Source organism: Borrelia recurrentis A1, from assembly GCF_000019705.1.
GTDB lineage: Bacteria > Spirochaetota > Spirochaetia > Borreliales > Borreliaceae > Borrelia > Borrelia duttonii.
Map to the genome: position 1 here is coordinate 325658 of NC_011244.1, position 13475 is coordinate 339132.

At 28.3% G+C, this 13475-nt stretch carries 13 protein-coding genes and 1 pseudogene; all 14 read right to left on the minus strand.

Annotation, left to right across the window (positions count from 1 at the left end; all coding sequences use genetic code 11):
* Positions 1-16: 16 nt before the first annotated feature.
* Complete coding sequence (gene hslU, locus BRE_RS01535; protein ID WP_040236142.1) at positions 17-1369, minus strand: HslU--HslV peptidase ATPase subunit; 1353 nt, start codon at positions 1367-1369, stop codon at positions 17-19.
* Entirely contained in the window at positions 1369-1911 is a 543-nt protein-coding gene (hslV, locus tag BRE_RS01540) for an ATP-dependent protease subunit HslV (RefSeq protein ID WP_012538802.1), read from the minus strand. Before hslV ends, hslU begins: the two co-directional genes overlap by 1 nt.
* A gap of 12 nt (positions 1912-1923) precedes the next feature.
* Positions 1924-2868: pseudogene (gene dprA, locus BRE_RS01545) on the minus strand (DNA-processing protein DprA).
* A 5-nt stretch (positions 2869-2873) separates the two neighbouring features.
* Positions 2874-3563, minus strand: a complete 690-nt coding sequence (locus BRE_RS01550; protein ID WP_012538803.1) for a tetratricopeptide repeat protein — start codon at positions 3561-3563, stop codon at positions 2874-2876.
* A complete protein-coding gene (ftsZ, locus tag BRE_RS01555; protein ID WP_012538804.1) occupies positions 3564-4760 on the minus strand; it encodes a cell division protein FtsZ in 1197 nt (398 codons plus the stop codon).
* A gap of 20 nt (positions 4761-4780) precedes the next feature.
* Positions 4781-6022, minus strand: a complete 1242-nt coding sequence (gene ftsA, locus BRE_RS01560) for a cell division protein FtsA (protein WP_012538805.1) — start codon at positions 6020-6022, stop codon at positions 4781-4783.
* Positions 6022-6765, minus strand: a complete 744-nt coding sequence (locus BRE_RS01565; RefSeq protein WP_012538806.1) for a cell division protein FtsQ/DivIB — start codon at positions 6763-6765, stop codon at positions 6022-6024. Before BRE_RS01565 ends, ftsA begins: the two co-directional genes overlap by 1 nt.
* A 31-nt stretch (positions 6766-6796) precedes the next feature.
* The gene (ftsW, locus tag BRE_RS01570; protein WP_038366160.1) at positions 6797-7891 is read right to left on the minus strand and encodes a putative lipid II flippase FtsW; all 1095 of its coding nucleotides are present in this window, start codon (positions 7889-7891) and stop codon (positions 6797-6799) included.
* 19 nt (positions 7892-7910) lie between these two features.
* On the minus strand, positions 7911-8966 hold the full coding sequence (mraY, locus tag BRE_RS01575; RefSeq protein WP_012538808.1) for a phospho-N-acetylmuramoyl-pentapeptide-transferase: 1056 nt from the start codon (positions 8964-8966) through the stop codon (positions 7911-7913).
* A gap of 23 nt (positions 8967-8989) precedes the next feature.
* Positions 8990-10384, minus strand: coding sequence for a UDP-N-acetylmuramoyl-tripeptide--D-alanyl-D-alanine ligase (murF, locus tag BRE_RS01580; RefSeq protein ID WP_041178108.1), 1395 nt, complete (start codon positions 10382-10384; stop codon positions 8990-8992).
* Positions 10385-10402: 18 nt separating this feature from the next.
* On the minus strand, positions 10403-10684 hold the full coding sequence (locus BRE_RS01585; RefSeq protein WP_012538810.1) for a hypothetical protein: 282 nt from the start codon (positions 10682-10684) through the stop codon (positions 10403-10405).
* Positions 10677-11570, minus strand: coding sequence for a 16S rRNA (cytosine(1402)-N(4))-methyltransferase RsmH (rsmH, locus tag BRE_RS01590; RefSeq protein ID WP_012538811.1), 894 nt, complete (start codon positions 11568-11570; stop codon positions 10677-10679). Before rsmH ends, BRE_RS01585 begins: the two co-directional genes overlap by 8 nt.
* The gene (locus BRE_RS01595) at positions 11563-12393 is read right to left on the minus strand and encodes a hypothetical protein (RefSeq protein ID WP_012538812.1); all 831 of its coding nucleotides are present in this window, start codon (positions 12391-12393) and stop codon (positions 11563-11565) included. The genes rsmH and BRE_RS01595 overlap by 8 nt, the downstream gene beginning before the upstream one ends.
* 3 nt (positions 12394-12396) lie before the next feature.
* A complete protein-coding gene (locus tag BRE_RS01600) occupies positions 12397-13464 on the minus strand; it encodes a hypothetical protein (protein ID WP_198004623.1) in 1068 nt (355 codons plus the stop codon).
* Positions 13465-13475: the final 11 nt, after the last annotated feature.

The window sequence follows — 13475 nt, forward strand, 5'->3', positions numbered from 1 at the left end:
TACAAATTGTTTTTTACTATATTATATAATAATTTAAGTCTTTTTGTTCGTTAATTTTTATTTTTTCATCAACATAGTCCAAATTTATTTCAATTTTTTTCAACTTACTACCAGGTGCCTCAAAAAAAAGATCGGCAAGGATTTTTTCCATAACTCCATGCAATCTCCGTGCACCAAGATTTTCTCCCTCAAAATTCATATTAAATGTAAGTTCAGCAATCCTATCAATTGCCTCTTCAGTAAATGTTAAGGTTAAATTATAAACTTTAAACATCGCAATGTACTGTTTTATCAAAGAATTTTTAGTACACTTTAAAATATTTTTAAAATCATCTATACTCAAACTTGTAAGTTCAACTTTAATTGGAAACCTACCTTGAAGCTCTGGTATTAAATCAGATGGTTTAGATAAATTAAATGCACCAGCAGCAATGAACAAAATATGAGAAGTATCAACTATTCCATACCTAGTATTAACTTTAGATCCTTCAACAATTGGCAAAATATCTCTCTGCACACCTTCTCTAGATACATCATTTCCAGTTCTATTTTTAGTAACTATTTTATCTATCTCATCAATAAAAACAATACCCATATTTTCAACCCGTGATTTAGCAATATCTACAATATTTTCATAATCAACTAATTTTTCAAGCTCCTCAGATATAATTATCTCTCTAGCTTTTTTTATTTTTAACTCTCTTCTCTTTTTTCTATCAAAGATATTATTAATAAGACCCCCAATACTCATATCAATCTCTTCTAAATTACCACCTGAAAATATTTCTATAGTAGAAACAGGCATCTTACCCGAAACATAAACATCGATAAGATTCTCATCAAGCTCACCTTTTCTTAACTGTTTTCTAAACTTATCTCTCAATTTATCACGAACTCTCTTCTCTTCATCAGTAATATTATCATTCTCAGAATTCTCAGAATTTTTTAAAAGTTTATCAATGATTCTATCCTCAGCACGCTTACTTGCTTCTTCTTTAACAGAATCATACATCTCTTCCCTTACCATATTAACTGCAATACTCATTAGATCACGAATCATAGATTCAACATCACGACCAACATAACCTACCTCAGTATATTTAGTAGCCTCAACTTTAATAAAAGGAGCCTTAATAAACTTTGAAAGTCTTCTTGCAATTTCAGTTTTCCCAACTCCAGTTGACCCAACCATAATAATATTTTTAGGCATAACATCGTCTCTTATTTCTTTAGGAAGTTTAGACCTTATATACCTATTAACAAGAGCAATTGAAACCAATTTCTTTGCTTCTGACTGTCCTATTATATACTTATCCAATTCTGCAACAATTTCTCTAGGTACTATACTTTGATCCTCAATCTTATTCATCAACCAATCTCCTCAAGCACAATATTTGAATTTGTATATATACAAACTCTTGCTGCTATCTTTAAAGCTTTAAAAGCAATATCAGCAGCACTTAATTTTTTATTTTCCATGTAAGCAAGAGCTGCTGAGTATGCATAATTTCCACCACTACCAATGGAAATTACATCCTCTTCAGGCTCAACAACATCTCCAGTACCTGAAATTAATAAAATATTATCAGAATCAGCAACAAGCATCATTGCCTCAAGTTTATGCAGTATTTTATCAGCTCTCCAATCTTTTGCAAGATCCACAGCAGCTCTCTTAATATCAATAATTCCATCTTCTCTAGACTTCACCTTTTCCTCAAATTTCTCAAAAAGAGTAATAGCATCAGAAGTCGAACCTGCAAATCCTGCCAAAATCTTTCCATTAACCAACTTTCTTATTTTTACAGCATTAGATTTTAAAACAGTATATCCAAAAGTCACCTGCCCATCTGCTGCTACTACAGTCTTTCCTGCCCTTCTTATTGCAATAACTGTGGTTCCTTTAAAATTCACGACGTCCCCTCCCTATTTAGATATTTCATTCAATAACTCACTAATAAGCATACTAGATATATCTCCACCTATACAACAACTATCCATATCATCAACAATTTCAAGCTTATTATACTCAACATTTAAAACCTTATAAAGATCTGGTACTGATTTTATTTCTAAGGCTCCAGAATCATATAAATCCCTAGAACCATCACCAGAATAATTAACATCATAAACATAAACATCAAGACCAACATCAAGTCCAAGTTCAGCAGTAATTAAAGCACCTGACTTTTTTGGTGCACAAGTAACAAAAACAGCATTTGCAAGACCAGCCACTATCCTATTTCTTTTTGCAAAAAAATAATTTTGTATCTTCTCATAAGGCAAAGTCTCAGTCAGAATACCTCCACCATTTTCTAAAAGACGAGCAACATATTTTCTATTTTACTTTGGATAAATATTATCAATATCTGTCGCAATAACTGCATATGTCCTCTTTTTTTCAATAAGTGCACCAATATGAGCCGCAATATCAGCACCTACTGCAAATCCAGATATTATCTCGATATTATTCCTAACAAGATGAGATGACAACTCTTTAATTTTATTTGCCAAAAAAGTACTAATCTGTCTTGACCCAACAACAGCCCAAGATACAGAATTAGAATCTGGAAGATTCCCTTTATAATAAATGACAAATGGAGGATCATAGATTCTCTCTAATTTGAAAGGATAATCTTTAAACCCAAGAACTACAACCTTTGTACCCGTCTTATTAATAATTTTTTGTTGCAACTCTATTAATTTTAGGTCTGGAAGCTTATGGATTTTTTTAAAATCTCTAGATAAATAACTAGAAATATCTCTTAAACTTAATTTACAAAGTTCATTGAAATCAAAATTATTAAAAATCCTAAGCTTTTCTTTGCTCTTTAAAAATTTTAAATTATCAACATAAAGTAATTTGCACATAAAAACTACTTAAAATCATTTATTATTTTACTAACTCCCTCTATCTGTTCTTGAGTTGAAGCCTTACTTTTTGCTTTATTATAAAATAATAAAGCATTATTAAAATCACCAAGAGAATAATAATTTGCACCTCTTAACATCAAAAACTCAAAATAATTTTCTCCCATAAATTCAAGTTTACTTAAATAACCTTTAGCTTCTAATTGCTTATCAAGATCATAAACATACATAGTAGAGAGAGCAAAAATTGCTTCCTTAAAATCATCTTTAAGAGATATCGATTTTAAAAAAGAATTTTCAGCAAGAGTAAAATACTCCTCTATCTTGTCTTGAGTTTGCATTCCCTTAGCTAAATTATAAGAAGAAACACCTATATAAAAATGAGACAAATGATTATCGGGTCCATACTCTAAATTTTTATTTAAATATTCAATAGCAGGCAAATATTGACCAAGCTTAATAAGCTCAAGACCAATTAAGATAAAAAACCTGGCCTTCTTAGCAATAGAATTTATTATTTTTAAAACATTTTTTTCTTCCCTATCAATAAATTCTTTATAAACTTCTACCTTTTCTAATGAACCACCACCAGATAATTCCACTTCTCTGATTCTAAGTCCAAGATTTGATTTTTCTTTAGCTCCATCACCACAAGAAACCCATAGTAACAAAAATACCGATACACATCTCTTCATTCAATTGTCGCCATTTTTCTTATTTAAATTTCTAAGAAATGTGGGGATATCAATATCATCTTCAAAATAATTCACATTTTTTGATTTTGCTATAAAATTATCATTAGCCCCATAAGTCACCCCAGAAGCATCTTGACTACCTGACATTAAACTATCAAATTCTTTTGAACTTAAAGTATTATTCTCAACAACTCCAGATAGATCTTTTTGTTTTTTAGCAGAAAATCCAGTAGCAACAACTGTAACATAAATCTCATCATCCAGATTTGAATTAATTGCATGTCCATATATTACAGTAGCCTCATCATCAACACTAGCAGTAATAATTCCCATAATCTCTTCAAGTTCAAGCAATGAAAAATCTTCACCCCCAGTTATATTAACAAGAAGACCCTTAGAACCTTCTATTCTAACTTCCTCAAGTAAAGGATTACTAATAGCAGAAGTAGCAGCATCAACTGCCCTATTCTCACCCTTGCCATAACCAATACCCATTAAAGCATCTCCTTGCCCTTGCATAATACTCTTAACATCAGCAAAATCAATATTGACTTCTCCATGTTCAATAATAAGACCTGCAATTCCCTGTACACCCATTCTAAGTACATCATCAGCTCTCTTAAATGCATCCTTAATCGTAGTTCGTTTATCAACAACTGTTAAAAGCTTTTGATTTGGAATAATGATCAAAGTATCAACAGATTTTCTTAAATTATTTATTCCTTGCTCAGCAAGTCGCATCTTTTTAGGTCCCTCAAATTTAAAAGGCTTAGTAACAACTCCAACTGTCAAAATCCCAAGTTCCTTAGCAACTTGAGCAATAACAGGAGCAGCACCTGTTCCTGTTCCTCCTCCCATTCCAGCAGTAATAAATACCATATCAGCACCTGCTAAATGATTTTTAATAACATCAATGTCTTCTTCTGCTGCAGCCTGTCCAATTTCTGGTCTACCACCAGCCCCAAGACCTGCTGTAACTTTAGCACCAAGAGCAATCTTGATGGGAGCAATAGACGTTTGAAGAGCCTGAAGATCAGTATTTGCTACAATAAATTCAACATCTCTTACTCCATATTCAATCATACGATTGACAGCATTACTACCACCACCGCCTGCACCAATTACTTTAAGAACCGTAGGATTTGTAGCAGAATCAAACCTTTTTGAATGACTATCAATAATATTATAATCTTTCATTTAAATGCCTCCATGACCAATCAAAACCACTCCTTCAAAAACCAACCTTTCAATTTTGAAGATATTTTACCTTGTCTTTTAGATTTATTATTTCCTTTTTTCAACTTATTAAATTTTTGTTGCTCATGTTTATACAAAACAAGACCAAGAGCTGAAGAAAATTTAGGATCAATATACTCTTCCCCAACCCCATTAATATTCATTGGAAACCCTATTCTTGATGAATACTTAAATATTTCTTCTGTCAAATTAGAAATACCAGGAAACAAAACTCCCCCTCCAGTCAAAACAATCCCTCCATTAATCCTATTATAAAGTCCCCTCTTAACTATTTCGGCTTTTATCATCTCAAAGATTTCACTTAATCTCGAACTAATAATTATAGCCAACTCTTTTCTACTCTTTTCTTGAGGTGGTCTAGTTCCAAGATTAGGTATAATGACACTTTCCATTTGAGTCTCAAGAGCAGAAATATGGGCAACTCCAGCTGTTATTTTAATATTCTCAGCAACATCTTCGGGAACTTTCCAAACTTGTGCAATATCAAGAGTCACTCTATTTGCACCTATAGGAATTACTCCTGTATAATAAGGAGAACCATCAACATAAAGAATGATATCGGTTGTACCTTTTCCCATATCAATAAACAAAACTCCCATTTCACGCTCCTCTTTAGATAAGGTAGCATAAGATGAAGCCAAACTTCCAAGAACAACCTCATCAACAGAAAATCCTGCTCTATTTACACATCTAACTAAATTCTGACTTGAAGAACTAGATCCTGTAATAATATGTACTTCACCTTCAAGACGAATTCCCATCATATCTATTGGATTTTTTATATGAGGGATTCCATCCACAATAAACTCTTGAGGAATTACATGTAAAATTTCTCTATCCATTGGAATTACAATTGCCTTAGCAGCCTCAATAACACGTTCAACATCTTCATCACCAATTTCCCTGGTCTTTGAATTTATTGCTACAACTCCACGAGAATTAGTACCCTCAATGCTACTACCTGACATAGAAACAGAAAGAGTAGCAATATCACACCCAGAAATAAGCTCAGCAGCCTCAATAGAATTCGATATCGAATCAAGAGCTGCCTCAATATTTATAAGGACTCCTTTTCTAACACCCCTTGAAATGCTAGTGCCTATTCCAACTATCTCCAATTGATTGTTCAAATTTACCTCAGCTACAACAGTACAAATTTTTGAAGTTCCAACATCCAATCCTACTATCAAATCCCTAGACACTAATTCTCTCCTAACAAAATGATATCACCACTTCTTAAATCAACAATATCAAATCCTTTTTTAAGTAAATTAGATATCATGAATACCTTATGCATTACACTTATTAAATCCATATCCATTCTTATCAATATCTTATTATATATATTCTTTATATACAAAATAATCTTGTAATCATAGAAATTCAACTTCAAAAAATTAATTTCTGATATTAAATTATACAAAGTATTTTGATTTATTTTAACATAGTTAAGGTTCTTTATAATAGTTAACATCCCATCCTCTAAAAAATCACCAACTTCAATGCCAGTTAAATTCAATCCGCTAATTATAGGCAAATCATAAATCAAATCTTTAGATTTCTCTAAAATAACACCATCTGAGGCAATAAAATAATAGACAAAACTACCATTAATATTCTCATAAGCAGTAGCCACAGGAACTCTTCTCTCAATATTGATGCTAATCATATTAGGAAATTTAAGTTTTATCTTCACATTCTTTACTCTTAAATCCTTCATAATATTCTTCTCATAAATACTAATATCAGCATTATAATAATAAGTATTAGGCTTAATTCCTGAAATACTTAATATATCTTCCTTAGAAATATGAATGTCATCATTGAAACTAATATACCTAATTAAAAAATAAGGAGAAATAAAAATAATAAAAATAATTTCAAGTAATATAAAAGATATTATTACATAAATATAAATAATTAAAATTTTTCTATAAATCCCCATAAACCTAAAACTAAATCACAATTACTCTAAACTATGTACCCTCAATATCTCTTGAGACATTTGAAATAAGACCAGAGAGTGCCATCGTAACAACAATAGAAGAACCACCTGATGAAAAAAATGGCAAATTTATACCTGTAGGGGGCAAAAGTCCAATTGCAATTAAAATATTCATGATACTTTGAAGAAAGATTGCAAGACTTGAAATAAACGCAAGAAAAAATTTAAACTTGGTTTTAGCATGAATGGCAACAAAATATCCAAAATAAAAAAATAAAAAAAACAATACAATAGCAAAAAAAATTCCAAAAAACCCTAATTCTTCTCCAAGTACAGAAAAAATAAAATCAGAATTAGCCTCAGGAAGTCTTCCAAGCTTCATCTCACCCATTCCAAGCCCCTTACCTAAAAGACCACCACTCTTTAAAGCATTAAGTGACGATATTATTTGATATCCCTTTCCCAAAGGATCATCATAAGGATTTAAAAATGCAAAAATTCTTGCAACCCTATAAGGTTCAAATAATAAAAACAGCATAGCAATTGGAATAAAAGTAAACAAAATAGCAAAAATGTATCCTAATGACATTCCAGCAATAAACAAAACAATAAAAAAAAGAATAGCAAAATAAATAGCTGTTGAATAATCATTTTGTAAAATTATAAGCAACCAAAAAATACCAAAAATTAACATAGGTTTAAGCCAATAAGAAATATAATTATTTGCTTTTAATTTAAACTTACTCAAATAATTTGCAAGATAAATTGTAAAAGAAACCTTAAAGATTTCTGATGGCTGAATACTGATACCTTTAAAAAATATCCATCTTTGTGCTCCAGAAACACTAGGAGAAAAAAAAGTCGCTAAAACTAATGCAAAAGTTATAAACAATATAACAAAAACTATTTTTTTTAAAAAATCTAAAGAAATCTTATCAAAAATAAAAAACACAATCAAACTTAAAACAAGATACTTAAGACGCATTAAAAATAAAAAATTAGGATCCCCTGTAAGTTCCAAACTTAAAAAAAATGAAGATGTATAAAATACAATAAGACCATAAGAAATAAGTGAAAATAAAACAAGAAAATAACATTTTCTAAGAGAGGTTTTCTCTACAAACATAACTCCCAATCTAAATTTCTTATCTAATCTTAATAGTACTTAAAGCAAGTATAGCAAATATTAAACCTATGATCCAAAATCTAATAACAACCTGCATTTCAGACCACCCAAGCTCCTCAAAATGATGATGAAGTGGCGCCATTTTAAATACCCTTTTTTTGGTTTTCTTATAAACCACAACTTGAATAATTACAGATAAAGTTTCTACAACAAAAACTCCTGCAAGGATTGCAAAAAGAATTTCACTCTTTAAAATCAAAGCTACCATTCCAAGTACTGCACCTATTGAAAGACTACCAGTATCACCCATCATTATTTTAGCAGGATATGCATTAAACCACAAAAATCCAAAACTACCACCAAGCAAAGCCCCAAGAAATATTACAAGTTCTTCACAACCTTTAACATTTGGAATATTTAAATACAATGCAAAATCAACTCTACTTGTAAGATATGCAATTATTATTAAAGCACCTATTACAACAATACTAAGTCCAATAGCAAGTCCATCAAGCCCATCTGTTAAATTAAAAGAATTAGATGCAGATATCAGAACAAACATCCCAAATGGAATATATAAAATTCCCAAATCTAATTTGAGAGATTTGAAAAATGGAAAATAAAGTATACTAACATGTTCTCCACCAAAATAGTAAAGCATAACAACTGAAATAAAAGAAAATAATATTTGCCCATAAATCTTAAATTTAGGATTAAGTCCATCCGAATTTTTCCTTTTTATTTTAAGCAAATCATCTGTAAATCCCAAACACGCAAAACTAACCATAACAAACAGTACAATTAAAAAATAAATATTAAAAAAATGAATCCAAAAAAATAAAGAAACTAAAACACAAAAAAAAATAAGAACACCACCCATAGTAGGAATTCCCATTTTTTCACTTAAATGATGTTTTGGTCCATCCTTTCTTAAAATTTGATCCAATTTTAATTTCTTAAGCCTTGAGATAATAAATGGACCAAAAATTAAAGCAAGCAAAAATGCAAAAATAGTAGCATAAGCGGTTCTAAAAGTAATATATTTCAATAATCTAAGTCCTAAAAAACAAAACATAAATCCTCTCTTCCACCATTAATTCAAAGATAGTCAAGCACTCTCTCAAGTCTATTTGTCCTTGACCCTTTAATCGCAATAAAACACCCTGATTCTAAAGCATTTACAAAACAATCAATAAAACTCTCAAAATTATTAAAATAAAATAAACAACTATTTGAGGATAGACTATCAACTCTCTTAACTGCTTGAAATTCTTCACCAATTAAAAAAATCTTATCAAAATTCATTAAAACAACTTCTTCTATAGCTGTTTTATGAACCTCATATGCAAATTTTCCAAGTTCTTTAAAAGAACCAAGAACAATGATTTTTTTATCTTTAATCTCAAGATCTAAAATCATTTCTTTTAAAGCCATAAATGAGCTTAAATTACCATTATAAGAATCATTTAAAACCAAATAATCTTTTATTCTTACAAGTTCTGCTCTACCCTTTTGAAAATCAGCATGTAACAAACCATTACGAATTTCATTTTCACTTAGTCCAAGAAATAAAGCTAAATTAATACAAGATATTGCATTGCAAATATTATGTTTCCCGGGTAATAAAATGGAATAATCACATCCTTTATAAGTAAAATCATAAGAAAATTTATCATTTATAAATGAAAATGATCTAATTTGAAGATTATGAAATTCAAAATAAAAGATATTGATATTTGGGTTTACAGATTTGGCTATTTCTTCTAGATATACATACTGAGGACAACTTTCATTTAAAATTAACATTTTGGTATCTTTTGTAATAATTTTACTCTTCTCATAAGCAACAATTTTTAAATCCTCAAAAGCTTGCATATGAGCATAACTAACATTTGTTACAATAACAATTTCAGGATTTAATATCTCAGCAATGATATTCATCTCTCCAACATAACTAATTCCTACTTCAAAAACAGCATACTCTTCATCTCCTTTGGTTCTTAAAATACTCAAAGGCAATCCAATATCTGAATTTAAATTTCCCCAAGTTTTGCAAGTTTTATATCTCTCTGACAATATACTGTAAAGCATCTCTTTCGTTGTAGTCTTTCCATTACTACCTGTAATAGCTATTCTTTTAAAACGTGTTTTTTTAATAAAGTGAGCTGCTAAATTTTGAAGACAAGTTACAACATTAGTAGTTAGCAAAAAAATTAAATCCTTATCTTTTTTTAAATATTCAATACACAAAAGTTCCCGATCTTTAGAACATACAAAACATTTAACACCAATATCAATTAAATATTTAACAAAAAAAAATCCATCTACCCTATCACCTTTATAAGCAAAATAAAGACTAACTTCACTATTCTCTACATTTATCTCACGACTATCTAGTGAATAAAATGATACAATTTTTTGCACATTACTAACATCACCAATAAATTTAACATCCTTTAGAGAATCTAAAATATCTTTAATTTTTATATGCATCAAATATCCTCATAGATATTATCGTTTAATAATATTAATATCTTTATTATCTTTTTTTTCTAAATCTAAATAATTTTGACTAAGATCTTCTATTCTATCAATACTTTGAAGCTCATATATTATGGTCAACAATCTAAGATTTTCATCAATAATATCATTTTGTTCATTATTCAACTCATCAAACTCACGTAACTTTACAACATATCTAAAATTAAAATAAATATTTAAACATACTATAATTGTTAATAGCAAAATTAATAAACAGTAAAAACCAATTTCAAATCTTTTAATCTTACTCATATAATTTTTTTACAGCCCTCAGCTTAGCACTTCTTGATGCATTATTGTACTGTTTTTCTTTAAAACTTGAGGTTATAGGTTTTTTAGTAAGTATGCAATACTTATCCTTAGTCAAACCTTTAAAAAATTCTTTTACAATTTTATCTTCCAAAGAATGAAATGTAATAATGGCCAAAATTCCATTCTTTGACAAATTTGCTATCCATAATGGCAAACTTCTCTTTAAACGATCCAACTCATCATTAACATAAATTCTTAATGCTTGGAAAGTTTTTGTTGCTGGATTTATTTTAAATTTCACATTAGGATACGCTTTACAAATTATTCTCTGGAGTTCTCTTGAGGTTTGAATCTTATTAATTTTTCTATACTCTAAGATAGCCTTAACAATTCTCCTAGAATAATATTCACCGCCCAATTCATAAATCAAATTTTCAAGCATTTCTTTATCAAAAGTATTAACAATATCATAAGCACTAATACCCCCATCAGAAGGAAAAAGTCTCATATCTAATTTTTCATCTTCCAAAAAAGAAAATCCTCTACCAGCAACTTTGTAATGAAACATAGAAATACCAAGATCAGCTAAAATAAAATTAAATCGACGATGTAAAGAATATTTACAAAAAAAATCATCAAACCAAGTATTAGAATAGGAAATTCTTTTACTAAATTCTACAAGAGATTCTTTTGCCCTATTCAAAACAACATCATCTCTTTCAATTCCAATCACATTAATATTTTGATACTTACTAAGTACAGCTTTTGAATGACCACCTTCTCCAAGAGTACAATCAACAAAAACAAATCCATCATCTAAATATATAGTTTCTACAAGATTAATAACATCCTCAAGAAGCACAGGAATATGAAAAATGTCACCCATTAAGTGTAAACCTATAAGTTAAACTATTTTCGACATTATAAACATCCCCATATTTGATTTTAATCTCATTACTACCATTAGTAAATTCAAGATTATCTATCTTAATACTTCCATTATTTTTCTTTAAATCAAAAACATTTAAATTATAATTTTTATTTCCAGAAACAACGTATGAATTACCATTTAAATATATACTTTGAAAATCAATACGAAAAACACTGTTATTATTTAATAATACTTCAAAATAATAAATACCAGTAAGAATTCTTGATTCCTTAGCAACATCTCTTTTTAAAAAATTCAAAACAAGAGTATAATTCCCTAACTCTAAATCTAGATCTACATTTTCTTTTAATAAAAATACAATATTATCTTTACTTTTTAAAAAAAGTTCAGACACAAAAAAAGAAGAAATAATATTTAAATTATTTCTATTTTTTATAACAAATAAAGGATTAATTATCTGTCTATTATACTGATCAACCACTACGATATCAAAATTTTTATTATCCATTAAAAAAACTTTATCATCCTTATAAATAAAATCACCAAAAAACTCCAAATTAAAATTTAAGTCTTTATCAAAAATGATTAAAACACTCTTATCATATTCATTTATCTTATTCTTGGAATATAAGACTTTATAATTATTTGAAAAAATAGAAAAATGAGTATCTAAAGCTCTCAATTTTATACCAATATTTAAAGTATCATTTTTAATCTCTCCAAAATCATCAATCAAATAAAATTTTTCATCCTTGCCAAATTCTAAAAATGAATATAAATTAGATATACTAAATAAAAAAAGAAAAATAATTATCATTATTTAAAGTCCTAAGTATTTTAAATCACTCTTATCATTAAAATATAAAATCCCTTTATCAAATTCAACATACGACCTTACCTTATCTTTGAAAAAGATATTATCAAACAACCTATAAGAATTTACAGAATAAGTCCTTATATTGATTATACTACTATTTAAATCATAAAAATATATTCTATATGTATTTGATAAAGAATCATAACAAGCTTGCAAAACAGAATTTTCATCATTAATCCTAAAAGTTTTACCACTCTTAATATTAAGTATTAAAAAGGAATCGAAAGTTTTAATAAACAAATTATAAAATTTATCTATCTTAAAAAAAGGATTAAAATCTTTTATCTTTAAATCTTTTAAAGATAAAACCTGATTATATCCATGATCTAAATTAATTACCTCTAAAGAATAAAATTCATTCTGCCTTAAAAGACACAAATATTTATTATCTAAGCTTAATTTAACACATATAATGGGCAAACCAAGATCTAATAAATCACCACTATAAATAAAATTTCCATGCTTATATACATAAACATTTCCATCAGATGCCCCTAAAACCAAAACACCATCATTATAATCAACACTTAATATTGAGGCTACAAATTTAAAAGAAAAAATTTGACTCCCATCTTCTCCATAAACTTCTAAAGTTTTATATAAATTATTTAAAGCAAAAATAGCATCACCTTTTGTAAATACAAGATCTTTATATGATAAAGAAAATAAAAATTTATTTGTATTTTTAGAATATATAGAATAATTATTTTGGGATTCTCCAAGTACATAATAATACTCAGAAAAACTAACCAAACGATCATTTATAACATGATAATAATATTTATTTAAATCTAGATTTAAGATTTGATCTTGCATAAAAACATTATTATTTGAAAACATTTCAACCAAATTATCATATTTTGCAAAATGATTAAATTTATAAGAAGTCGAAACATCAATTGTTACCCGCAATAAAGAATTAACTAATATGATAAATATCAACAAAAAAATCGACAAGAAGAAAAATCTCATTTTGATAAATTTCGTTGAACTTTCTCTATAAAGATGCATATTTATTACGT

Excerpts from the sequence above, each read along its gene's own strand:
- hslU (WP_040236142.1), bottom strand. The coding sequence starts at position 1,369 with ATGAATAAGATTGAGGATCAAAGTATAGTACCTAGAGAAATTGTTGCA.
- BRE_RS01550 (WP_012538803.1), bottom strand. The coding sequence starts at position 3,563 with ATGAAGAGATGTGTATCGGTATTTTTGTTACTATGGGTTTCTTGTGGT.
- ftsZ (WP_012538804.1), bottom strand. The coding sequence starts at position 4,760 with ATGAAAGATTATAATATTATTGATAGTCATTCAAAAAGGTTTGATTCT.
- BRE_RS01565 (WP_012538806.1), bottom strand. The coding sequence starts at position 6,765 with ATGGGGATTTATAGAAAAATTTTAATTATTTATATTTATGTAATAATA.
- ftsW (WP_038366160.1), bottom strand. The coding sequence starts at position 7,891 with ATGTTTGTAGAGAAAACCTCTCTTAGAAAATGTTATTTTCTTGTTTTA.
- mraY (WP_012538808.1), bottom strand. The coding sequence starts at position 8,966 with ATGTTTTGTTTTTTAGGACTTAGATTATTGAAATATATTACTTTTAGA.
- murF (WP_041178108.1), bottom strand. The coding sequence starts at position 10,384 with ATGCATATAAAAATTAAAGATATTTTAGATTCTCTAAAGGATGTTAAA.
- BRE_RS01585 (WP_012538810.1), bottom strand. The coding sequence starts at position 10,684 with ATGAGTAAGATTAAAAGATTTGAAATTGGTTTTTACTGTTTATTAATT.
- rsmH (WP_012538811.1), bottom strand. The coding sequence starts at position 11,570 with ATGGGTGACATTTTTCATATTCCTGTGCTTCTTGAGGATGTTATTAAT.
- BRE_RS01595 (WP_012538812.1), bottom strand. The coding sequence starts at position 12,393 with ATGATAATTATTTTTCTTTTTTTATTTAGTATATCTAATTTATATTCA.
- BRE_RS01600 (WP_198004623.1), bottom strand. The coding sequence starts at position 13,464 with ATGCATCTTTATAGAGAAAGTTCAACGAAATTTATCAAAATGAGATTT.